This window comes from Streptomyces sp. SAS_270 (genome assembly GCF_052543295.1).
In genome coordinates this window covers 45790-68755 of sequence record NZ_JBMNDS010000022.1, presented here as the reverse complement: position 1 = coordinate 68755, position 22966 = coordinate 45790, and the positions used below count along the sequence as shown (strand labels likewise).

Below are 22966 nucleotides of genomic sequence, written 5' to 3'. Positions count from 1 at the left end.
GACCCCGGACACAGCGGTGAGGTTCGCCCCAGGCGCTTGGTGAAACCGCCCAGCAGCCGCCGGTCAGGGGAGCGCGATGGCGCCATGGCCACTGGTGACGCGAAGAAGGTCCAGTTTCCCCGCGTCGGTGCTTCCGGTCGCTGCCGTGTAGGTGACCATGCGCAGGTCGGCGCCGGGGACGATGAGGACGTCGCAGTCGAGCCGGATGTCGCCGATCTGAGGATGCCGGATCGTCTTGCGGTCGGTGGTGTGTTGGGCGGCGGTCGTCTGCGTGGCCCAGTGATGAGCGAAGGCATCGGACACGTTTCGCAGTTCCTGCACGAGGCGATCCAGCTGGGCGTCCCCGGGATAGCGGGACACCGCGTCCTTGAGGTCGGCGACGATCGACGCCTCGAAGACGTCTGGTCCGTGCTCGGATTGGACGGGCAGCATTGAGGCGTGTGCGAGGCCGTTGCCGAAGAGCGCACGAGCGAGGTTCCGTTCGGTGGGCGGGACGACGGCGGCATCGCCGAAGACGGCGCTCCACATGGTGTTCCACCACACCAAGGTCCAGTCAGCGCTGAACACGCCGACCGGGACGTCGCCCAGACGCGCGGCGAGCCGTTGGATGCCCGCGGGCACATGGCTGCTGACCGTCCCGTCCTGCGGCGGCAGGAGCCCGGCGCTTCGGTACAGCTGGTCGCGTTCGCCGGGGGAGAGCTGAAGGGCACGTGCGAGGGCGCCGACGACCTGGGCCGAGGGATTCCTCGCACGTCCCTGCTCCAAGCGCAGGATGTAGTCGACGGAAAGCCCGGCCAGTTGCGCGAGCTCCTCGCGGCGCAGTCCCGGGGCACGCCGGCCGTCCGTCACGGCGAAGCCGGCGTCGGCCGGAGCCAGGCGGTCTCGCCAGGCGCGTACGAGAGTGCCGAAAGCGGAGCGGGAGGAAGCCATGGGGTCATTCTGGCCGCGCGGCCCAGGATGAGCCTGGGTACTGCCAGTCCTAGGGACGGGGACGGCACTGGTCGGCGGTGGCGCGAGCGGCGAACGTGGACACGTGCCCGGGCCGGACGCCATCGGCCGGCCAGTGAAGGAGCCTTCGATGAAGCACACCATCGTGATGACGGGCGCGAGCCGCGGGATCGGCCGCGTCGCCGCCAGGCACATCCTGCGCCAGTCGCCGGACGCGCACCTCCTCGTAGTCGCCCGAGCATTCTCCGGCACACAGTTCGCCGCGGAACTCGCTACCGGCGGGCACACGGTCTCGTACGTCTCGGCGGACCTCGGCTCGCTGGACAGCGTCCGCTCGGCCGCCACCGAGATCCGTGACCGGCTCGATCGCGGCGACCTCCCGCCGCTGCGCGGCTTCGTGGGCAACGCGGGCATGCAGTACACGAACGCGCTCACCGAGACACCCGACGGGTTCGAGTCCACCTTCACGATCAACGTGCTCGCCAACCATCTGTTCGTCCGCCTGCTCCAGGACCGCTTCGCCGCTCCCGCCCGGATCGTCATCACCGCCAGTGACACCCACTTCGGCGACTTCAAGCACAACATGGGCATGGTGCCCGGCCCAGCCTGGAAGCCCCCGGACGTCCTCGCCCGCACCGGCGCCTTCCCCAACCCGGACACCGCGGCCGCCGGGCGCACCGCGTACTCGACGAGCAAGCTGGCCGCCATCCACCTCGTGCACGAGTACGCGCGCCGCCTTCCGGCCGGGATCGACGCCGTCGCCTACAACCCGGGCTTCGTCCCCGGCACCGGCCTCGCCCGCAACGCCGACCCCGTCTCCCGGTTCGCGATGCGCCGCATCCTGCCGGTGATGGCCCTCACCCCGTTCGCCACCAGCCGCAACGCCGCGGGCCGCCATCTCGCTGACCTCGTCCTCGGCACGCTCCGGGCGCCGACCGGCTCCTACGTCGACCGCGACCGCGTGGACCGTTCGTCGGAGGAGTCCTACGACGAACGGCGTGAAGGCGAACTCTGGGATGCCGTCGAACGTCTCACCGCGGCGTGAGCGGCCAGGACGACGGAGACGCTCTGTCCTGCGGCGGCTCGGCAGGAGGTGGTCTCCCGGCCCGCTGTGATGGCGTACGGTAGGGATCACCGACGCGGGGTGGAGCAGCTCGGTAGCTCGCTGGGCTCATAACCCAGAGGTCGCAGGTTCAAATCCTGTCCCCGCTACTGCATGACGCAGGGCCCGGATCCGCACGGATCCGGGCCCTGCGTCATGTCGGCGACGGTGATCTCGCCGCCAACATCATCGAGTGCTGATGGGCACGCCACCGCGGCACGTCACAGCGTCGCGGTCGTCCCCTGTCCGGAGGCGCTGCCCGCGAGCCACTGCTCCCATCCCAGGTTGAAAGCGGCGTAACCGTTGTCGGCCGGCGCCTTGGCCCGGGACGAGCCGGTGATGGTGACGGGATCACCCTGCTTGACCTGGCCGTAGAACCACTTGGCGTCCGAAATGGACAGGTGGACGCAGCCGTGCGAGCCGCGGGCGCTGCCGCTGCCCGGATTCGGGTCGCCGGTCGAGTAGTGCACGTATGTGCCGGACTGGGTCAGGTGGACGTCCCAGGGCAACGTCAGGTCGTAGTAGTTGGCGCTGCCCTTGTCACAGCTGATACCGACGCTGCAGGAGGTCATGTGGACCTTCTCCTGCTTGTCGATGACGGCCATGGTGCCGTTCCACGTCGGATACTCGGCGCTGCCCGCGTTGATCGACAGGGTGCGCACCGGCGTGCCGTTGCGGGTCACCTTCATGGTGTGGCCGGTCACCGAGACATCCGCGCGCACATCGTCACCGACCTTGAAGGTGTGCGTGTAGGTGCGCACGCCGTAGCGCCCGTTGCCGTTGCTGATGCCCTTCATGTCGGCGTCGACCTTCACCGTCGTACCGGAGGGCCAGTACGTCTTCGGGCGCCAGTCGGCACGCTTGTCGCCGAACCAGTGCCAGGCGCCCGCCACCGGCTGCGAGGCGCTCACCTTCATGTGCTTCTCGACCGTGGCCCGCGCCTTGGCCGCCACCGGGTTGGTGAAGACCACCGAGATCGGCATGGCCACGCCGACCGTCGTTCCTGTCTGCGGGGTGATCGTCTCCAGCAGCATCGGCGGGCCCGCGGGCTTCGACGGTGTGGGCGAGGACTTCGCGCTCGCCTTTCCCGACCCCTTCGCGTCGCTGCCGCTCGCCTTGTCGCCGCTGCCCCCGCCGCAGGCACTCGCGCCCACCAGCAGCACACCCGTGACGAGTGCGATCCCTATGCTGCCCTTGCGCCGTCCCACGACCTGCCCCGCTCTCTCGCTGTTCGGCCCTGACGGGCCCGCTCACTGTCAGACAGTGCCGGTGTGGACCGCAGTTGCACATGTTGCGTAAAACATGTCTCAAGTCTCGCTGCGCACCGCCGGAGCGGGGACAGCCGGGGCTACTTCGGCATCTGGAAGCCGCCGATCTCCCGCTCGAGCAGTTCGGCCAGCCGCAGCGCGGTGCGGTCCTCGAACATCGGACCGATGAGCTGCACTCCCACCGGCAGACCCTCGGGGGACGGACCCGTTGGTACGGCGGTCGCGGGCAGGCCCGGCATGGTGGCCACGCCGGCCCAGACGAGCTGGTCGAAGTAGGGGTACCCGACGCCGTCGATGTCGAGCCGGCGTCCCAGGGGATCGGGGTTGTGGTCGTGCGGGAACGCGGGAGTGGGCGTGATGGGACACACCACGGCGTCGAACTCGGCGAACAGCTGCCGCCAGCCGTGGCGGTGGAGCTCGCGACGGCCGTTCGCCTCGATCCAGTCACGGTGGCTGAACACCATGCCGCGCAGCCGCGCCGCATCCAGACTCTGGTCCTCCGCGCTCAGTCCGGCGGCGTGGATCTGCAGCTGCTCGTACGCTTCGACGGGAAAACGTGCAACGGTGCTCGAGAACAGCAACTGCGTGTAGAGCGTGGCGGCTTCGCTCAGATCGGGCAGCAGCGGACTGTGCCGCTCGACGCGGGCGCCGCCTGCGGCCAGCGCGCCGGCCACCCGGTTCACGCCCGCCCGCACAGCCGACCCGGTCGGAATGAACGGATGCTCCTCCAGGACCAGGACCCGGAAATCACCCAGGCGCTCGTGACGCGGGGGCGGCAGCTTCACGTTGTGCGCCACACCGAACGTCAGCGGATCCGGTCCGGCCATGACATCGAGCAGCAGCGTGAGATCGCGGGCCGTACGCGCCATCGGACCGACCACGGCGAGGTCGGCGTCGGCCGGCAACGCCGGCACACGCGGCGGGACCATACCGCGGCTCGCTACCAGCCCGAGCGTCGGCTTGTGCGCGTAGACACCGCAGAAGTGCGCCGGGGTACGCAGCGAACCGGCGAGGTCGGAGCCGATGGACAGCGCGCCGAATCCCGACGCCAGGGCCGCCGCTGATCCGCCGGAGGACCCGCCCGGTGTGCGACGGTGATCCCACGGGTTGTTGGTGGTCCCGTAGATCTCGTTGAAGCTCTGCACATCCTGCAGCCCCACCGGCACATTGGTCTTGCCGAGCACCACCGCGCCCGCGTCCTTGAGCCGCGACACCTGCACCGCGTCCTCAGCCGGCATGTAGTCCCGGTGCAACGGCATACCCCAGTTCGTGGGCAGTCCGGCGATGTTGTAGCACTCCTTGATCGTCACCGGAATGCCGAGCAGCGGCCGCTCCTCACCGCGGGCACGCGCCCGGTCGGCATCGCGCGCGGCCGCCCGCGCGCGGTCGAAGTCCGGCACACAGATCGCGTTGATCGCCTTGTCGTCCCGCTCGATACGGGCAATCGCCTCGTCGGTCAATTCCGCCGAGGTCACCTCACCGGCACGCAGGGCAGCCATGAGTTCTTCGGCGGTCTGAAAACTCCATTCCATGATTCCGACCGTACCGGCCACCCGAACGGGCCATGAAAAGGCATTTCGCACAACAGGATGGACGCCCGAATACTCGCCATCTCCCGCCCCGGCAAAGCCAGTTCACCCGCGGTCACCGGCGTTGGCGTGGACCGGGCCGGGGCTACCGCCTGTCGAGTGCCTTGTCGAGGGTGATGGCCGCGTCGATGAGGGCGAGGTGGGTGAACGCCTGGGGGAAGTTGCCGAGTTGGCGGCCCGTCGGGTCGGTTTCCTCCGCGTACAGGCCCAGGTGGTTGGCGTACCCCATCATCTTCTCGAACACCAGCCGTGCCTGGTCCGTGCGTCCCGCCCGGACGAGGGCGTCGACGTACATGAACGTGCACAGGGAGAACGTGCCCTCGGAGCCGCGCAGGCCGTCAGGTGACGCCGTCGGGTTGTAGCGGTAGACGAGGCTGTCGCTGACGAGTTCCCCGTCGATGGCGTCAAGGGTCGAGGCCCACATCGGGTCCTCGGGGCTGAGGAACCCGACCGTGGCCATGCGCAGCAGCGAGGAGTCCAGTACGTCGCTGCCGTAGTGCTGGACGAAGGCCTGGCGTTCCTCGTTCCATCCCTTGGCCATGACCTGTTCGTAGGCGGCGTCCCGCTCGGCCTGCCAGCGTCCGGACGCCGAGGGCCAGCCTTTCGAGTCGGCGAGGCGCAGAGCGCGGTCGAACGCCACCCATGACATGACGCGGCCGTAGGTGAAGTCCTGGCGTCCGCCGCGGGTTTCCCAGATTCCTTCCTCCGTCTGGTCCCAGTGGTCGGCCAGCCAGTCGAGGTTTTCCCGCATGGAGGTCCATCCGGCGTGTCCGACCTGGAGTCCGTGTTGGTGGGCGAAGTACATGCTGTCCAGTGCCTCGCCGTAGATGTCCAGTTGGAGCTGCGTTGCTGCGCCGTTGCCGATGCGTACCGGGAAGGAGCCCGCATAGCCCTCCCAGTGGTCGAGGGTCTGCTCCTCCAGGTCGGCCGATCCGTCGACCTTGTACATGACGTTGAGCGGGCCGGTCTTCCCGCTGTTGCCCGCCCGTTCCTTGACCCGGTCGCTCAGCCAGGCAATGAACGCCCGGGCCTCCTCCGTGAATCCCAGCCCGAGCAGGGCGTACACGGAGAAGGAGGCGTCGCGGACCCAGGTGAAGCGGTAGTCCCAGTTGCGTTCGCCGCCCAGTTGCTCCGGGAGGGCCGTCGTGGGGGCGGCCACCACCGCGCCGCTGGGTGCGAAGGTCATGAGCTTCAGTGTGATCGCGGAACGCTCCACCATCTCGCGCCAGCGCCCGGTGTAGTGCGACTGCGCCAGCCAGGAGCGCCAGAACGCCACGGTCTGGTCGAAGAGCTGTTGGTATGCGTCCAGGCGGACCTCGGCGGGTGGCCCGTCGGCGCCCACCTCCAGGACCAGCCCGCGCTGTTCGCCGGCCTGCAGGGGCAGCGACACGTGCAGATCGCCGTCCTGAACCGTGAGAGCGTCGAGGAGTCGCTTGTCGTGCGGTTCGCGGATGGGGTGCACGGTGAGTTCCGTGCCGTCCTGCGCGGCGAAGACCGCTCCGTGCGAGGTGATGTGCAACTCGTGCTTGCTGCGTCCGTAGTCGAACCGCGGGGCGATCTCCACCTGGAAGGTCATGCTGCCGCGCACACAGCGGACCATACGTACCAGCCGGTGGCGGGAGGTGACCGTCGTACCGGTCACGGGCATGAAGTCGATCACCTCACCGGCGCCCGCCTCGGTCATGAAGCGGGTCACCAGGACCGCCGTGCCGGGCAGGTACAACTGTTTGGTCGTATGGGTGGAGTGCGCCGGCCGGACGGTGCAGTGACCGCCCTTGTCCTTGTCCAGCAGTGCTCCGAAGACACTCGGCGAGTCGAACCGTGGGGAGCAGAACCAGTCGACCGCGCCCTCGGTGGTCACCAGCGCCGCGGTCTGCAGATCGCCGATGAGTCCGTGGTTCTCGATCAGTGGGTAGCCGTCCATCGGGGCGCCCCTTTCGGGTGTGAGATTCACCTGGACGTACCTCAAAGAGGGTGGTGGTCATCGTCGGTGGTTTTGCGGTTCCGGTTGGCCATTTCTTCCCAGAAGGCGTGCAGTTGGCTGACGGGGATGCTCACCCAGGGTGCGGTGTGCCGGCTGACGGCGGGCAGGCGCCAGCGGAAGCGGCTGTGCAGGAGCGCCTGTTGCTGTCGGCAGAACAGCTCGGCCATCTCCGCCTGAGCGTTTCCGGTCTTGGGGGGATAGGGGCACAGCCGGAACTCGCAGGGGGAGCGGCAGGTGGTGCGAGATCCGTCCCGGTCGGCCCGTCCGACACTGCGTTCGGGGTGGAGAAGGTTGCGGTCGTGGGTGAGGCAGTGCGGGAGGTCGTCCTTGTTCGCGAGTTCCAGACGTTCCTCGATGTCGTCGGGGCTCCCGTTGCCCTCGGTGAGGTTGAGCATGACCAGTACGTCGGCGAGAAGGCGTTGGGCCCGGGGGTGCAGGCTGCTCCAGCCGACGGACGGGGCGATCCACAGGTTGTGTTTGCGGTAGCGCTCCGGATCGGCCGGGGTGGAACCGACGGTGTCGCTGACTCCGTTCTCGTCGATCCAGATGAACCGCTCGGGGTGGCCTGTCTCCAGGGCCAGGGTCACCAGATCGCCGACTTCGGCGATGAAGGGGTGGAGGACCTTTTCAGCGTGGCGTTCGTAGGTGGCGCCGACTTGGGCCGGGGTCTCGTGTGCGCTGCCGGCCAGCGCGAGCCATCGGGTGACCGAGCTGATGGGATCCAATGGGGCGTTGGATGCCACGTCGCCGTCCGTCGCGCGTCCAATGCTGTCGGGGAGCTCCCACAGGCACAGTGCATGAAGCAGACTCAACTGCGCGTACCAGTAGCGACTGCAGGTGAGCATCTTCTCCGCCTGCTTCACCAGGTAGGCCCGGGTCTCTTCGTAGGCGCCCGGGTGCCGTCTCCTGCGGTTCGCCGCGTTCTTGAAGCCCTGGGCCAAGGCGTTCTCCAAGGAGAGCGGTATGAGCGGCTTCTGCTGTCCGGTTGCGGTGATCAGGTTGCGCAGCCAGAGGCTCAGCCGTTCCTTGGCCTCGTCACGGTATTTTTCGGAGACGGAACCGACGATCATGGGAACGAGCCAGGCCCGGAGGGTGAAGTGGCGCCACCACGTGGTGCGGCTCCGCTCGTATTCCTCCACGATCCCGTCGTGCTCCCGCTGTCTCTTTTCCGCCGCCTCCGGGTCGTCAGTCGGGTCCGAATCCTCTTCACTGAGCCACGCAGTGTAGTCGTGGTCGAACTTCTTTTTGGCGTCACGGATCTTTTCCAGGTACTGGGATATGGGATCGGATCCGAGGGGGAATTCCGTGCGCAGGTCCTGGAAGGCCGAATCGCCGCCGGCAGCGATTTGATGCGAGATCGCGATCCGGACAGCGTAGGAGGGCTCATGTGTGCCGATCTGGAAGAGGCGCTTGTAGGGAAGAGGCGGTCGCACGCACTCCTGCCCTGAGCGTTCTGAAGAGGGATGGCTCCCTTTGCTGCGGCGGTCCCGTTCACGCAGAGCGGATCCGAAGTTCCGAACCAACCTCAGCTTCGCGTCCTCGATGGTCCGCTGGTCGCCTCTGATATCGAGGCGCGCCCATTGTTCATCGAGTTCTTGGGCCAGTGTGTCCTGTATTGGCGCCGGATCGACACAGTCTATTTCCAGGGCTGCGGCGTACAGGTCGAAGTACTTTGCGTCGTGCCGGTACGCGGCGGCATTGCTGAGCAGCTCGGCCAGCCTCTGCGGCGTTCCATGACTGCCCTGTGCGTGCGGAGTGGTGTGGGGGTGGGTGGCCGACTGAGTGGTGACGAGATCTGCCCGGTGGCGTGAGAGCAGCACGAGAGCGATGAGCAGTTCTCGGGACGGGCCCGGGCTGTGCAGCGCCGGTTCGATGACCGCGCCGATCTTGTCGTCCGGTATCTCCCTGAGCAGGCGATATCCCAGATAGGCCTGGAGGATGCTGTGGGGGAAACGAACCTTGTTCTCGCTGCCGTACACCAGCCCGAGAAGCTGTCCGTTGGCGGTGTATCTCGCCAACTCTGTACGGCACTCGTTGGGGTAGTCCAGGGTGTTGAGCCAGGGCGCCGACACGCCGATCTTTCGGCCCAGCACGCCCCAGATGGCGTCGCGTTGCGCCGGGGTGACGACCAGGCGGGTCCCATGTTGTTGGGCACCGCCCGGAGGTTCGTGGTGATTGCCCTGAGGCTGCGTGCGATGAAGCAGGTCGTCCACGTGCGCGCTGACGAAGTCATCGAACGTCACCTCGAGACTGTCCTGCAGCAGTCCCAGGCAGGCCAGTGCCGACACGACCCACATGGTTTCCCGACGTTCCCCGCGGTCCATCACCAGATCGTCGAATATGCGGCCGTCTTCAATGGCCTGTCGGTAGGTGTTGAGAAACCCGAGCCTGAGAGTGGAGCAGTCGTTGCTGCGTGTGTCCAGGCGATCGTTTTCGTCACGGAGGGTCAGATGCTCCAGCAGCCCGCACCGCTGCAGCAGCCGGGCGATCCGTAGATAGATCGGCGAATCCACGACCTCGGCGGTCTCCACCACCCAGTCGAGACGGCGTTCGTCCAGCTCGCCGGGCTCCCGTACCAGATATTCCAGGGCCGCTTCCTCGCTCAACGGTTCCATATCGGCGATCGCGGCCCGGGTGCCCTCCAGCGGTGTGTGCGGGCGCGAGGCGATGACCAGGGGAAGCTTCTGGCGATCCGCTCGCTCTATCGCCCGGCGGATGATGTTGTCGCGGTCCTCCTGGTACTTCTCGTCGAGAAGAGCCTCTTCCAGGCCGTCGGCGATGACGACGATCTTGCCGTCGAGCCTCAGCTGCCGCCACGTCTTGTCGATGCTGCTGCCGGCGAGCGCTCCTTGGTCCGCTTCTTCCGCGAAACGGCGCCGTGCCATTTCCTCGAAGTCGAGTTCGGCGCCCTTCATGTCGCGCAGACTGATCGGCACGGGAACGGCGGACTGCTGTGCCAGCATCCGAGTGAGTTCCACCAGAACGGCTGTCTTGCCGACACCCACACCGCCGACGAGCAGATAAGGCTTCCGGGTTTTCCGATTACGGAGTGTCTGGGCCATCACCTGGGACAGTTCGTGGCGCCCGACGATCCGGTTGACGAGGGTTCCAGCCGTGGGGACCAGATCATGTGGATGTGTACGCGCCTTGTCGATGAGCGGCTTTTTGGTCTTGTGGTACCAGTACAGAAGAAAGAGCGCCAGTAGCAGGGAACCCGTGAGAACTGGGCCCACGATGTGGGAGACGGCATCGAACCATGGGGATTCCAGCACGTTATTGAAATCTGATTCATTGCCCTTCAGGAAATCATAAATGGCCAGTCCTACCCAAATGAAAAGCAGAGCCGTCCCGAGGAAAGCGTATGCGCGCAGCAGGGGGCCGAGGGAAAACCATCCGGGGCGCCACTTGCGAGCTGTGGCGACGCCCTTGCGTGCCTCCCTTTCAGTCCTGAACCTGCGCCAGATTCGGCCCGTTGCCCCTGAGATCCGGGACCACCCCCGTCTCGGATACAAGGTGTACCAGGGGGCGCTGTGTGGCCGTTCTTTGCCTTTCGGGCGGCGGATCACCTTGGTGGGCATGAGGTCCGTTCCCTCCGCGCTGCACATCAATGGCGGGATGTTGTAGGCAGGACGTGGCAGGAGCGCCGAGTGTGGGCGTCGATTGTGGGCGCAGAGGGAAATCAGCGAGTGGTACTCGTGGTGCCACACATCACAGGTGCGTTCTTCGCTCCACACTGCCCCAGCGTGATCTCGCTGCCCCGCGTCGAGGTCGTTTGCCTCGCGAATGGCTGCTTGCACGCATGCCTCTTCCATGAAAGCACTGGCGGGGAAGAGCGCAACACGGCGTCGTCAGCGTGGCCGTACAGGGCGTGCGGGATGCCCATGGTGAACACCGCGCTGCACAGGAACTCGTGGACGGGCAAAGGTTTCTGATGTCCATTCAGGGCGCCGGCCGTCAGGCTGCGGCGTCGGGCAGGTCGTGTTCCGGGGCGGCTTGGGGCATGCGCCCGCTGCCCACTCGGCAATGTTGAGGGTTCCCGCGTATCGTTGGTGACGCGGCAGTGTCCAACGCGCCGTGTCTTCAGCAGCGACATCAATTCGCAGCTTGACCATCGAAGTGCCTATGAACGATCTGCGCTCTCTAGCGCCGTCCATCGGCTCGCTCGCGCAGAATCCCATACATACCCGTGGCGGCAGCCCATGGACGCACTCGGTTCTGACCTTTTCCATTCGCGTGATCAGGACTCCGACAGACGGCCGGATTCGATGGATCCGCTCGAAAGGCAACGGAGTTCACAATTACCCGGGTTCCAGTTGTCCACCATGCGCGCCCGGGCCGCCGTATGACGCGGCCGCCCGACTCTGACCCCGGCCGCCGCGCCGGTTCCGGCTGTGCCTGGCAGTGGAGGAGTGACTTCCCATGTACGCGAAGTTTCCCCAGGGGGCGGCAAAGCGCACCGACCCCGAGACAGCGGCCGAGGTTGTCTACGACGCCGTCATCGTCGGCGGCGGGATCTCCGGCGCCCTTGTCGCCCTGCGGCTGAGCGAAGCCGGCAGGAGGGTGCTGCTTCTTGAAGCGGGCCCGGCCGAAGACCTCACCCTGAGGGGCTACGAGAGCTATCTCGACCGGTTCTACTCGGCCATCAGCAAGGACAACCAGGCCCCCTACCCGGCCGTCGCCAACGCTCCGATGCCCCGGGGCCCCGACGCACGGCGCATCACCCCGGGTGCACCCGACGCATCGTCCTACATCGTCCAGAGCGGGCCCCTCGCCACCGACACCACCTATACGCGGGTCCTGGGCGGCACCACCATGCACTGGGAGGGCAAGACGCTGCGGATGCTGCCCGAGGACTTCCGGATGCACACGCTCTACGGCCAGGGGACGGACTGGCCGCTCACCTACGAGGACCTTGCCCCCTACTACAACGAGGCCGAACGCGAGATCGGCGTCTCCGCCGACGTGGAGGACCAGGCCTACCTCGGCATCACCTTCGACGAGGACTACGTGTTCCCCATGAAGGGACTGCCCCTGTCCTACCTGGACCGGACGGTCGCCAAGGACCTCGACGGGATGCCGGTCGAGCTCGACGGGGAGCAGCGGGAGCTGCGGGTCCGGCCCTTCCCGCAGGGCCGCAACGGGATACCGAACCCGGCCTACGACGGCGGGCAGGGCTATGTGCCGCGAGGGGCAGTGAGCGCCTATCAGGTCGAGGTCGGCGAGCGGTGCCAGGGCAACAACAACTGCGTGCCCATCTGCCCGGTGCAGGCCAAGTACAACGCCGGCAAGACCCTCGCTGTGGCCCTCCAGAGCGGCCGGGTCGACCTGGTGGCCCAGGCGGTGGCCCACAAGGTGCACGTCGACGAGCAAACGCACCGGGTGACCGAGATCGAGTACCGCCGCTACGACCGGCCCGACAGCCCGGGCTTCACCACGATGAGGGCCCGCGGCCGGCTGTTCGTCCTGGCCGCCAACGCGGTGGAGAACCCCCGGCTGATGCTGGCCTCCGGGCTGCGCGGTTCGAGCGGCCTGATGGGGCGCAACTTCATGGACCACGCCTACCTGCTGGCGTGGGGCCTGCTGCCCGAGGTGGCAGGCACCTTCCGTGGCACCATCTGCACGGGCGGTATCACCGACCTGCGCGGGGGCCGCTTCCGCAGCCGCCAGGCGGCGTTCACCGTCGACATCCACAACGACGGCTGGGGCTGGGCCCGGGGCGCGCCGATGACCGACCTGATTGGCCTGGTGGACTCCGCCGGCCGCTACGGCGAGTCCCTGCGCCAGGGTCTGGTGGATCAGGTGTCCCGCCAACTGCAGCTGGCGTTCATGGTCGAGGTCCCCGCCGACCCGAGCAACCGGATCACCGTGAGCCCGGACTTCACCGACAAGCTGGGCAACATGCGGCCGGTCCTGAACTACGACATCCCCGAGTACACGATGCGGGGGGTGGCGTACGCCCGGCAGCTGTCGAGACGGATCTTCGCCCGTCTGGGAGCCGAGGACCACACCGCCTACAACCCGAACTTCTGGGGCTACGCCGTCCACGACGGCGTGGGCTACGAGCTCCGCGGGGGCAACCACCTCGCCGGCACCCATGTGATGGGCCGCACACCGTCGACCTCGGTGGTCAACGCGGACCAGCGGTGCTGGGACCACGAGAACCTCTACATGGTCGGCGGGGGAAGCATGCCCACCGTGGGCACCTCGAACGTGACGCTCACCCTCGCCGCCCTGTGCCTGCGCAGCGCCCGGGCCATGGTGGCCCAGCTCGACTCCGAGACCGCACCGATCAACGTTACCGGGGAGGCGGTCCCATGACCGTGTCGACCATCGAGAACCGTGACGACCTGTTCAGCTACCTCAACGCGGCGATGGCGCTGGAGCACGCGACCATTCCGCCGTACCTGACCGCGTACTACTCCATACATTCCAGCACCAATTCCGACGCCGCCCACATCATCCGGGTGACCGCGGTGGAGGAGATGCTCCACCTGACTCTCGTCGCCAACGTCCTCAACGCCATCGGCGGCGAGCCCGACCTGACCCGCGCCGGCTTCGTGCCGTCCTATCCGGCCTACCTGCCGGACGGGGAGGACGACTTCACCGTCGACCTGCGGCCCTTCTCCCCCGAGGCGGTGGAGACATTCTGCAAGATCGAGCGGCCGGGCAGGGCCCCGAGCGACGACTCGCGGCTGGTGAAGGCAACGGAGGGCAGGACTCCGCTCCTGGTCTCCAGCCCCACCGCCGAGGAGATGCGCTTCTACAGCATCGGCGAGTTCTACGAGGAGATCATCGAAGGGCTCGAAAAGGTGGCTGCCAACGATCCCGCGCTCTTCTGCGGGGACCCGGCCCGCCAGGTGGGGCCCGAGTACTTCTACTCCGGCGGCGGAGCGATGATCGTCGTCTCCGACCTCGACTCGGCGCAGCAGGCGCTGCGCTTCATCGCCGGCCAGGGCGAGGGCCTCGATTCAGGCATATACGACGCGGACGGGGAACTGGCCCACTACTACCGGTTCCGGCAGCTGCAGCTCGGACGCTACTACCAGGTGGGCGACCACCCCGGTGCACCTTCGGGGCCGCCGCTGAGCATCACCTGGGACGATGTGTACAAGGTGAAGCTGAGCGTCCGGCTGGCCGACTACCCCGAGGGATCCGAACTCGCCCAGGTGGCCCGGGACTTCAACGCCGACTACGGAGCCTTTCTCGCCTCCCTCACCAAGGCGCTCAACGGGCACCCCGCCCTCCTGCAGGAGGCCGTCTGCGAGATGTTCCGCCTGCGCGACGGCTTCAACCGGCTGGTGTGCAACCCGCTGCCGGGCAGCGACGGCCTGCACGCCGGCCCCACCTTCGAGATTCCGGCTGCCAACGGGGCCGATCCGCAGGCCTCCTCGGATGCCGGCGAGACAACCCGGAGCGTGACACGATGACCGCCCCGTCGTTCGAGAAGTTCCTCCTGCTGTCGGTCGACCTCACCGCTTTCGAGGAAACCGATCTGCTCGGCACCGGCATGGGACACCGCTATCTGGCGAAAGTGCGGGCCGCCTGCGGCGACGAGATCGTCACCGCTCTGCTGGACGCCCACCGGGCTTCCCGCACCGACGCGGCCGGCGGGGGAAGCCCCCAAAGCCGTGCCCGCACCCCCCTCGACCGGGATCTGTTCGACCGGGCCCTGCGCCACCGCATCTTCAGCGACGACCGGCTCGGCCCGGTCGCCCGCAACGTGATCAAGCTCTGGTACGCCGGGTTGTGGTACGCGCTGCCGGCCGAGTGGATCGACCGCTACGGAGCCCACACGGCGTCAGAAACCTCCACGGTCACCGCCGCCGCCTACCAGGAGGGGCTGCTGTGGCGGGCCATCGGCGCCAATCCTCCCGGTGCCAAGGCACCCGGATACGGCTCCTGGGCTCAGCCACCCCGCATCGCGGACCGCTACTTGAAAGGGGCGACAAGATGACGGCCACAGCCCACCGACTCAGTCCGGACAAGGTGAAACTCGGCATCTGCTGCACGCTGTGGTGGAACGACGACTTCCCCAGCATCGACGCCGGCATCTCCTTCGGCCAGGCCGTGAGCGACATGGCGCTCGCCGGCTTCCAGGGCTGCAGTATCGGGCACAAGTACCCTTCGGACGCTGCCGAGCTCAAGGCCGCCCTCGACCTCCGTGGCCTGCGTGTGTCCGAGCCCTGGACGAGCACGTACTTCACGATCGGCAACATGCGGCAGAAGACGATCGCCGCTTTCGAGGAGACGCTGGCCCATATCAAGGCCCTGAGCGGGACCGAGCTCGTCGTGGCCGAGTTCGGTGCTTCCTCGCACCTGCTGCCTGTGGACGTGTTCGCCAACCGCCCCGTTTTCACCGACTCCCAGTGGGACGCCCTGACATCGGGCCTCAACGAGCTCGGCAAGATCGCTGGCTCGGCCGGGATGAAGCTCAGCTATCACCACCACATGGGCACCGGCGTCATGACCAGGGCCGACATCGACCGGCTGATGGCCTCGACCGATCCGGAACTGGTCCACCTGCTGCTCGACACCGGCCACGCGGCCTTTGCCGGCGACGATCCGCTGGACCTGGCGCGGGCCTACGCCGACCGCATCGGCCACGTCCACCTCAAGAGCATCCGCCCCGAGGTCGTCAGCCGGGTGCGTGAAGAAGGCCTGTCGTTCCAGGAGGGCATCGAGCTCGGTGCCTTCACCGTGCCCGGAGACGGCGGGATCGACTTCCGGCCCATCCTCGACGCGCTGGCCGCCGCGGATTACCAGGGGTGGCTGGTCGTGGAAGCGGAGCAGGACCCGAACAAGGCCGTCCCGCTCGAATACGCCAAGAAAGCCCGCGCCTACCTCGCCGACATCCTGGGCTGGTGACCATGAACGCGACACTCGGACGAGACGTATTCTTCAGCTTCTTCATGTTCACGGCCGATCTGCGGCCCCAGGACGCGGACTACAGCCGGACACTGATCAATCACCTGAATGTCCTCACCGACATGGGCTACGACGGTTTCGACGTGCATATCGCCGCGCCGCCCGCAGGCGTCGATCACAAACTCGAGGTCGACAGCTATATCGGCCTCAAGAAGACATTCGATCAGGCAGGCCTGGGGGAGGTGAAGTTCACCACCAACGTCGGGACCACACGCACCTTCGACCCGACTTCGCCCTACGAGGAACAGCGCACGCAGGCCCTGTCCTACCTCAAGTCACGCGTCGACATCACCCGGATACTGGGCGGCGACTCGATCATGTCCGGGCCGTTCATCTACCCCTACGGGGTCTTTCCGCTCACGGACACCGACGAGCCGATCTGGAGCGACGCCCTGCAGGACTGGATGAAACCGCGCTATCACGCCGCGCGTTCCGTCTTCGAAGAGCTGCTGGAGTACGCCGCAGCGCAAGAGGTGAAACTCGCCGTCGAACCCGTCAAGAGCTGGGAGACGCCGCCACCCAACATGGTCTCGGAGGTACTGGACTTCCTCGAGGACCTCGAACATCCGCAGGGCGGCGTCACGATCGACACGGCGCAGGTCGTGATGGAAAGCCAGGGCCCGTCGGTCCTCAAGGAGAACGTCGCACGAGCGACACGGCAGGACCGCCTCTACTACGTCCACATATCCGCACCCGACCGGGGAGCGGTGAAGGACAGCTGGATCCCCTGGCACGTCATCTCCAAGGAGATCGAGCCCGTGTATCGCGGGCCGTACCTGATCGAAGTGTTCAACGCGATCCCGCCGTTCGACAGCTCCATGCGCATGGCGCGCCGGCGTTTCTGGCGCCCCGGCGAGGACGACCCGGTGCCCGCCAGGGACAGCGCCTACGACGTCGCAAGGGCAGCGTTGCAGGAGCTGCGAGAGCAGACCACATAACCCCGGAGAGGCCACCCATGCTGCCTCAGGTGTCAGACCCCGTCATCATGGTCGTGAAGCAGACCGGCGACGTCCGTATTCACACCTTCGTCGCGTCCTTCGCGTACAACAACATCGCGAACGCCACGCACATCATCGAAACCAGGAACCAACTGGTTCTCGTCGACGGGCAGTTCCTCGCCCCCTACGCGAGAGCATTCAGAGACTACGCGGACAGCCTCGGCAAGCCCATCGAAAGGCTGTACATCTCCCACCGCCACCCCGACCACTGGTTCGGTCTGGGAACTGCGTTCACCGACATCCCCGTTCACGCGTTGTCGGAGACCATGACGTTCATCCGCGATCATGGAGAAGACTCGAGAAGCGACCACTGGAAACTCGGTGACCTGGCTCCGGAACGGATCGTCGTTCCCGGAAAGGTCGCTGCTCCCGGTGAAGAGACGATCGACGGGGTCAGGTATGTCTTCGATCGGGTGACTGACACCGAAATCGACTACCACCTCACCATCAGGCTCCCTGAGATAGGCGTGTATTTCACTCAGGATCTGATCTACAGCGGCACTCACCTGTACCTGACGAAGCACATGGACCACTGGACCCGGGTGCTGCAAGAAATGCTGGTCTCGGACTACGAGTTGTTCATGCCCGGCCACGGCCTGCCGGCGGACAAGAACGAAGTCGCCGGCAACTTCGAGTACCTCTCCGCAGCCCGGCAGGCAATCGGCAACGGGCTGACGGGCGACGCCTTCAAGAATTTCATGCTGCAGCGGTATCCGGAGCGCAAGTGCCCGGGGATCTTCGACATCTACATGCCCCGGCTGTTCGGCGGCGCGAGCGACTACTGACCACGGAGGTGCTTCAACCATGAACGAGGGCTGCACTGTAGGAAAGTACCTGGTGGACAGGCTTCGCCAACTGGGGTTGGATCACCTGTTCGCCATCGCGGGCGACTATTCCATAGAATGGCTGAACCGGTACGTTGCGCCGAGCGGCATGAAGATCGTCGAGGAAGTCAACGAGGTGAACGCCGGTTACGCGGCGGACGGATACGCACGACTCAAGGGAATCGGCGCCCTCTGCGTCACCTACTCCGCAGGCGCACTGTGTGCCGTGAACGCCGTCGCCGGCGCCTACGTCGAGAAGGTGCCGCTCGTACTGATCAACGGCACACCGAGCATAAAGAAGACCCTCACCTTCGAGCAGACCGGCTTCAGCGCACATCACTTCATCAGCGGACGCGAAACGGATCTCCAGTCGTTCGAGCACCTGACGGCTGCAGCCATACGCATCGACAACCCGGACCTCGCGCCGACATTGATAGATTATGCGCTGACCCGGTGCATAAGCGAACGGCGCCCGATCTACATCGAACTGCTCCAGGACATGGTCGACTTGGAGTGCGAGCCGCCCAGGGGCGTTCTGAAGCCCGCCAGGATTCTGTCGGACGAGACCAGCCTGGAACAGTCGGTCGCACAGATCTGCGCAAAGCTCGAAAGCGCCGAGAATCCCCTCATCTGGCTCGGCGTGGAGATCGACCGCCTCGGCCTTCAGGACAAGGCCATGAGCCTGATCCAGCAACTGAACGTCCCGTTCGCCACCGAACTCCTCAGCAAGGCCGTCCTCTCCGAAGACGACGCGCAGTTCGTCGGCGTGCTCGACGGCCAGGCATCATCCACGGTCGTAACAGATCTGGCCGGTACGTCCGACTTCATACTGGCCCTCGGTGTGTGGCTCACCGACATCAACTCGTTGGGCTGGGAACCGGACTACAACAAGACCGCCTTCGCATCGTTCGACGCGGTAAAGCTCGGAACCTATTTCGGCGGACAGGTCGCGCTGGAGCATCTGATCGACGGAATCCTGGCCCAAAAGATTGCGCCCAAGGAGCGGAAGATGCCGGAAAAGCCGGCCCGCAGCGTACCGAACATGGGCGAGGCCGACGTCATCACATACCAGGGGTTCTACGACTACATCCAGCAGCACATCGACAGGAACACCATCGTCGGCGCCGACGCCAGCATGAACTACTTCGGGAGCCTGCTGCTCGACGTACCCAGCTCGGGAGGATTCATCGTCCAGTCGTCCTACTCGTCGATAGGTTACAGCGCGCCGGCCGCGACAGGCATCTGCCTGGCGAAGAGTCCAGAGCAAAGGGCCATTGTCTTCTCGGGTGACGGCGGCTTCCAGATGACCGCCCAATGTCTCTCCACACAGACCCGGCTGGGACTCGATCCGATCATCTTCGTCATCGACAACGGCGTCTACGCCGTGGAGCAGTGGCTCGCCGATGCAGAGGTATTCCACTCCGACGAGCCGTTCTACAAGCCCTGCGAGCTGCACCGTTGGAACTACAGCAGGCTGGCAGACGTCTTCGGCTGCCGGGGGTGGGAAGTCGGCACGTACGGCGAGCTGGGCGATGCCGTGACGGGTGCGCTGGCGAACTCGAGCGGTCCGTCCATCATCCAGGTGAGAGTGCCTCAAAAGACGATTCCCGACAATGCGAAGTGGAAGGCTCACTGAAGCTTGTCCCGTACCCACTCGTCGAGAGCTGGATCGCGACCTCCACCAGGGCGCGTATGCCGGAGACCGGCCAGGAGGCAGCGGCAAGTGGGCGCAGCGCCAGGCCGCTTGGCGCCCGCTTGCTCCGTGTTCGTGCCTGCCCGCGCATAGTTGAGCAGTGCCGCTGTGACTTGTCGGCGCCCAAATGCGTAGAGGCGGGCTCGATGAACCAGCGGCAGAAATTGGGGTCGAGGTCCAGCAGCCGAGCCACCTCGGTATCACAGGCCCTTCACAGGGCTGAGCCCGCGCCGACGCGGCGGGCAGAAACGCGGAGCCGACATCCACGGAGCGCTCCAGGGTCCATGGGGCGTGGCTCCCGGTGTCGCGGATGGCCATTCGAGCACTGCGACCGCCGGACAGCGATCGCAGATGACCGTGCCGCCGGCCCGGTTGAGTCGTTCCCGTAGCCGCCCGCCCCAAAGTCGCCACCTGCCTCTGGACGTCCTCACAGGATCTCTCCTAGGCTGTACAGCAAGCGCTTTCTTGTCCTGTCCATGACTGTCGCGCCGCCGTGCCCCGTCGCGCCCGACGTGAAGCCGGCGCGGTAGGCGCGGGACCGGTGCGGAAAGGCGGTGTTCCCGTGCCGTACGACGAGCCGCGCAGAGCCTCACCCATGTGGACCCGCACGTCATTCCTCCGCGGAATGGTGGCAGTCGGAGCCACCCCGCTGCTCCCCGGCGTTCTTGCCTCGACCGCCCATGCGGCGCCCTCGGAACTCCCGATCCGACCGGACTTCCCGTTGGTCGACAACGGTGGCGCAGTCGCTCTGTTCGTGGATCCGGCGGACGACCCCTCCGTGATCCGCGCGGCCGGTGATCTCCAGGCGGACCTGGAACGAGTCAGCGGCATCCGGCCACGGCTGCTGCACACGCTCCCCGAGCGGGCCGAGCGCCTGGTCGTTGTGGGCACCATCGGCGCCGGCGCCGCCGTGGACCGGCTCGTCGCGGGAGGGCGCCTGGACACCTCCGGGGTCAAGGGCCGCTGGGAGGCGTCGGTGACCCAGGTCGTGGACCGTCCGCTGCCCGGCGTGGACCGAGCCCTGGTGATCGCCGGGAGCGACCCGCGCGGCACCGTCTACGGCATCTACGACACCTCGGAACGCATCGGCGTCTCCGCCTGGTACTGGTGGGCCGACGTGCCGGTCGAACACCGCGACACCGTGACCGTACCGGCGGGCCCGCTCAAGCGGCTCGAACCCTCGGTCCGTTACCGGGGCATCTTCATCAACGACGAGGAAAACCTCACCACTTGGTCTCACCGCACCCAGGAGCCGGACAAGAACATCGGCCCCAGGACGTACGAGCGGATCTTCGAGCTGCTGCTGCGTCTCAAGGCCAACTACCTGTGGCCCGCGATGCATCCGTACTCCGACTTCTTCAACAAGTACCGAGAGAATCCCGAGCTGGCCGACCGGTACGGCCTCGTGGTCGGCTCCAGCCACCCCGAGGCCATGTTGCGCAACGGCGTACACGAGTGGGAGCCGTGGGCGAACGAGCATCCGAACGCCGACGGCAGCCTGCCGGTGTACGACTACACGGTGAACCCCGGTGTCATCTCCGACTACTGGCGGGCCCGGGCACGGCAGAACGCCGGGTACGAGAGCAGCTGGACGCTGGGCATGCGCGGACTGCACGACAGTGCGCTGGAGACGCGGAACGCCACCACCATTCCCGAGAAGGTCGCGGTGATGAACGACATCATCGCCGACCAGCGCCGCATCCTGGCCGAGGAGGTCGGTTCCGGTGCCGTCCCGCAGATCTTCATCCCGTACAAGGAGGTCCTGGAGCTCTACAACGCGGGCGTCCAGGTCCCCGACGACGTCACGCTGATCTGGCCGGACGACAACCACGGCAACATGCGCCAGTTGCCGACCGAGGCCGAGCGGCGGCGCGCGGGCGGCAACGGCATCTACTACCACCTCTCCTACTGGGGCCGGCCCAGAAGCTACCTGTGGCTGGACACCACGCAGTTGAGCAAGATCTGGCAGGAACTGCGCCGGGTCTACGAGCATCAGGGCGACCGGATGTGGATCTTCAACGTCGGCGACATCAAGTCGATCGAGACCGGGTTGTCCTTCTGCATGGACATGGCCTGGGACGTGGACCGCTGGGGACCCGACGACGTCGAGGAGTTCCTGGTCGAGTGGGCCGGGCGCCAGTTCGGGCGGCGGCACGGCCCCGAGATCGCCGCGATCCGCACGGAGTACTACCGCCTCGCGGCCGAGCGGCGTCCGGAGTTCATAGATCGCGGCGTCTTCTCGACCGTGCACCACGGTGACGAGGCGGCGCGCCGCCTGGCCGCCTACCAGAAGCTGTTGGACCGGGCCCGGACGCTCGGCGTCAAGCTCCCCGAAAGCTACCGGGACGCCTACTACGAACTGGTCGAATACCCGGTTCACGGAGCGTACTTGATGAACCTCAAGTACTACTGGGCGGACCGCAACACGCTTGCCGTCCGCCAGGGACGCGGGGCGGGGGCGAACCGTTTCGCGGACCTGGCCGAGGCCGCCCACGCCGAAGAGCAGGCGATCACGAAGCGCTACAACATCGAGATCGCGGGCGGGAAGTGGAACGGGTTCGTCAACCCGTATCCCTCCCAGATACCGATGGCGCCGGGCCGCCCGAGCGTCACCAGGGTTCCCCGGCAGGAGACTTCGGGACTGGGAGTGGCTGCGGAGGGCAATGAGACAGGAGCGGACCGCCCGCTGTCCTTCTCCTCCTGCACCCGCCACCCCCGCTTCGTCGACGTGTTCAACACCGGCTTCCTGCCCCTTCAATGGAGCGCCGAGACCAGCCATCCGTGGGTCCGGCTGAGCACGACCGGCGGCAGTACGACCGAGCAGGCCCGGGTGTGGGTGGAGATCGACTGGGAGCGGGTGCCGGAAGGCAGCACCCCGGCAACGGTGACCTTCACCGCTGACGAGCAGCGCGCCGAGGTACCGCTGCAGGTGGTCAACGACGGGGAACGAGCCCGCCGCCGGGCCCGAGGATTCGTGGAAGCCCACGGGTACATCTCGATCGACGCCGCGCACTACGAGCGACAGGTACCGCGCGGCGGCGCCCACTGGCGAACCGTCTGCGGACTCGGTCGCCGTGCCGGCGCTGTCGAGGCGGCCCCGTCGACCGCGCCGCCCATCGCGGAGGACTTCATCACCCGGGCACCCGAGCTCCGCTACGAGGTGCGCTTCACCAACACGGGCACATTCCCAGTGACGGTCTACCGCCTGCCTTCCCTGGACGAGCGGGGCAAGCGCCGGTTGGCCCTGGCCCTGGACGACCAGCCGGCCACCGTCCTTTCGGGGCAGGCCGTCGCCACCGGGAACCGGGGCGACGCCTGGGCCCGCAACGTAGAAGAGGGCATCGAGAAACTGACCGCCACGGTCACTGTGACCAACCCCGGCGATCATGTCCTGCGACTCTTCATGGCCGACCCCGCCATTGCCGTGGACCAGATCGTCATCGCCACCGGTGGCCCTGTCGCCGGCTACCTCGCACCACCCGAGAGCTACCACCGAGTCTTCAATCCGAACCCCGCCCTCGAACCGGGCCTGGACCTACCGGACCACTGATCCGAGGGTTGACTGCGGGTTGGTCGCGTCTCCTCGGCGAAGCCGCACAAGGCCGCGGGCCGGCGCCCCTTTTCGGGGCGCCGGG

Annotated in this window: 14 protein-coding genes and 1 tRNA gene; 10 read left to right on the top strand and 5 right to left on the bottom strand. The window is 66.8% G+C overall.

The window, feature by feature from the left end:
- Window positions 1–63: 63 nt before the first annotated feature.
- Window positions 64–930 carry a helix-turn-helix domain-containing protein gene (locus tag ACN6LB_RS17390; RefSeq protein ID WP_445026700.1) on the bottom strand — a complete coding sequence of 289 codons (867 nt, stop codon included), beginning with the start codon at window positions 928–930 and terminating at the stop codon, window positions 64–66.
- Window positions 931–1078: 148 nt separating this feature from the next.
- Here ACN6LB_RS17390 and ACN6LB_RS17385 point away from each other — a divergent pair, with 148 nt between their 5' ends.
- Both ACN6LB_RS17385 and ACN6LB_RS17380 read left to right on the top strand, forming a co-directional pair.
- Window positions 1079–1993, top strand: coding sequence for an SDR family NAD(P)-dependent oxidoreductase (locus ACN6LB_RS17385; protein ID WP_445026699.1), 915 nt, complete (start codon window positions 1079–1081; stop codon window positions 1991–1993).
- 93 nt (window positions 1994–2086) lie between these two features.
- Window positions 2087–2160: transfer RNA gene (locus ACN6LB_RS17380), tRNA-Met, on the top strand.
- A 111-nt stretch (window positions 2161–2271) separates the two neighbouring features.
- On the opposite strand, the gene ACN6LB_RS17375 is transcribed toward ACN6LB_RS17380, so the two are convergent.
- The 4 genes from ACN6LB_RS17375 to ACN6LB_RS17360 all read right to left on the bottom strand — a co-directional run bounded on the left by ACN6LB_RS17375 (window position 2272) and on the right by ACN6LB_RS17360 (window position 10469).
- Window positions 2272–3258 (bottom strand): L,D-transpeptidase, encoded by a 987-nt coding sequence (locus ACN6LB_RS17375; RefSeq protein ID WP_445026698.1) that lies wholly within the window; start codon window positions 3256–3258, stop codon window positions 2272–2274.
- 140 nt (window positions 3259–3398) lie between these two features.
- Window positions 3399–4850 (bottom strand): amidase, encoded by a 1452-nt coding sequence (locus ACN6LB_RS17370; RefSeq protein WP_445026747.1) that lies wholly within the window; start codon window positions 4848–4850, stop codon window positions 3399–3401.
- Window positions 4851–4992: 142 nt separating this feature from the next.
- Window positions 4993–6831: a glycoside hydrolase family 15 protein gene (locus tag ACN6LB_RS17365; RefSeq protein ID WP_445026697.1), complete on the bottom strand. Its 1839-nt coding sequence runs from the start codon at window positions 6829–6831 to the stop codon at window positions 4993–4995.
- A gap of 41 nt (window positions 6832–6872) precedes the next feature.
- Window positions 6873–10469, bottom strand: coding sequence for an ATP-binding protein (locus ACN6LB_RS17360; RefSeq protein WP_445026696.1), 3597 nt, complete (start codon window positions 10467–10469; stop codon window positions 6873–6875).
- An 841-nt stretch (window positions 10470–11310) separates the two neighbouring features.
- Between ACN6LB_RS17360 and ACN6LB_RS17355 the strand changes: the two genes are divergently transcribed.
- The 8 genes from ACN6LB_RS17355 (at window position 11311) to ACN6LB_RS17320 (ending at window position 22881) form a co-directional block, all read left to right on the top strand.
- Window positions 11311–13209: a GMC family oxidoreductase gene (locus ACN6LB_RS17355; RefSeq protein WP_445026695.1), complete on the top strand. Its 1899-nt coding sequence runs from the start codon at window positions 11311–11313 to the stop codon at window positions 13207–13209.
- Window positions 13206–14318, top strand: a complete 1113-nt coding sequence (locus ACN6LB_RS17350; RefSeq protein WP_445026694.1) for a ferritin-like domain-containing protein — start codon at window positions 13206–13208, stop codon at window positions 14316–14318. The genes ACN6LB_RS17355 and ACN6LB_RS17350 overlap by 4 nt, the downstream gene beginning before the upstream one ends.
- Window positions 14315–14845, top strand: a complete 531-nt coding sequence (locus ACN6LB_RS17345; protein WP_356140472.1) for a hypothetical protein — start codon at window positions 14315–14317, stop codon at window positions 14843–14845. The genes ACN6LB_RS17350 and ACN6LB_RS17345 overlap by 4 nt, the downstream gene beginning before the upstream one ends.
- Window positions 14842–15756 carry a myo-inosose-2 dehydratase gene (gene iolE, locus ACN6LB_RS17340; RefSeq protein ID WP_445026693.1) on the top strand — a complete coding sequence of 305 codons (915 nt, stop codon included), beginning with the start codon at window positions 14842–14844 and terminating at the stop codon, window positions 15754–15756. Before ACN6LB_RS17345 ends, iolE begins: the two co-directional genes overlap by 4 nt.
- A gap of 2 nt (window positions 15757–15758) precedes the next feature.
- A complete protein-coding gene (locus ACN6LB_RS17335) occupies window positions 15759–16754 on the top strand; it encodes a sugar phosphate isomerase/epimerase family protein (RefSeq protein WP_445026692.1) in 996 nt (331 codons plus the stop codon).
- Between the two features lie 29 nt (window positions 16755–16783).
- Window positions 16784–17599, top strand: a complete 816-nt coding sequence (locus ACN6LB_RS17330) for an MBL fold metallo-hydrolase (protein WP_445026691.1) — start codon at window positions 16784–16786, stop codon at window positions 17597–17599.
- Window positions 17600–17618: 19 nt separating this feature from the next.
- Window positions 17619–19274, top strand: a complete 1656-nt coding sequence (locus ACN6LB_RS17325) for an alpha-keto acid decarboxylase family protein (protein WP_445026690.1) — start codon at window positions 17619–17621, stop codon at window positions 19272–19274.
- A gap of 682 nt (window positions 19275–19956) precedes the next feature.
- Window positions 19957–22881, top strand: a complete 2925-nt coding sequence (locus tag ACN6LB_RS17320) for a glycosyl hydrolase 115 family protein (protein ID WP_445026689.1) — start codon at window positions 19957–19959, stop codon at window positions 22879–22881.
- The last annotated feature ends 85 nt before the right edge of the window (window positions 22882–22966 follow it).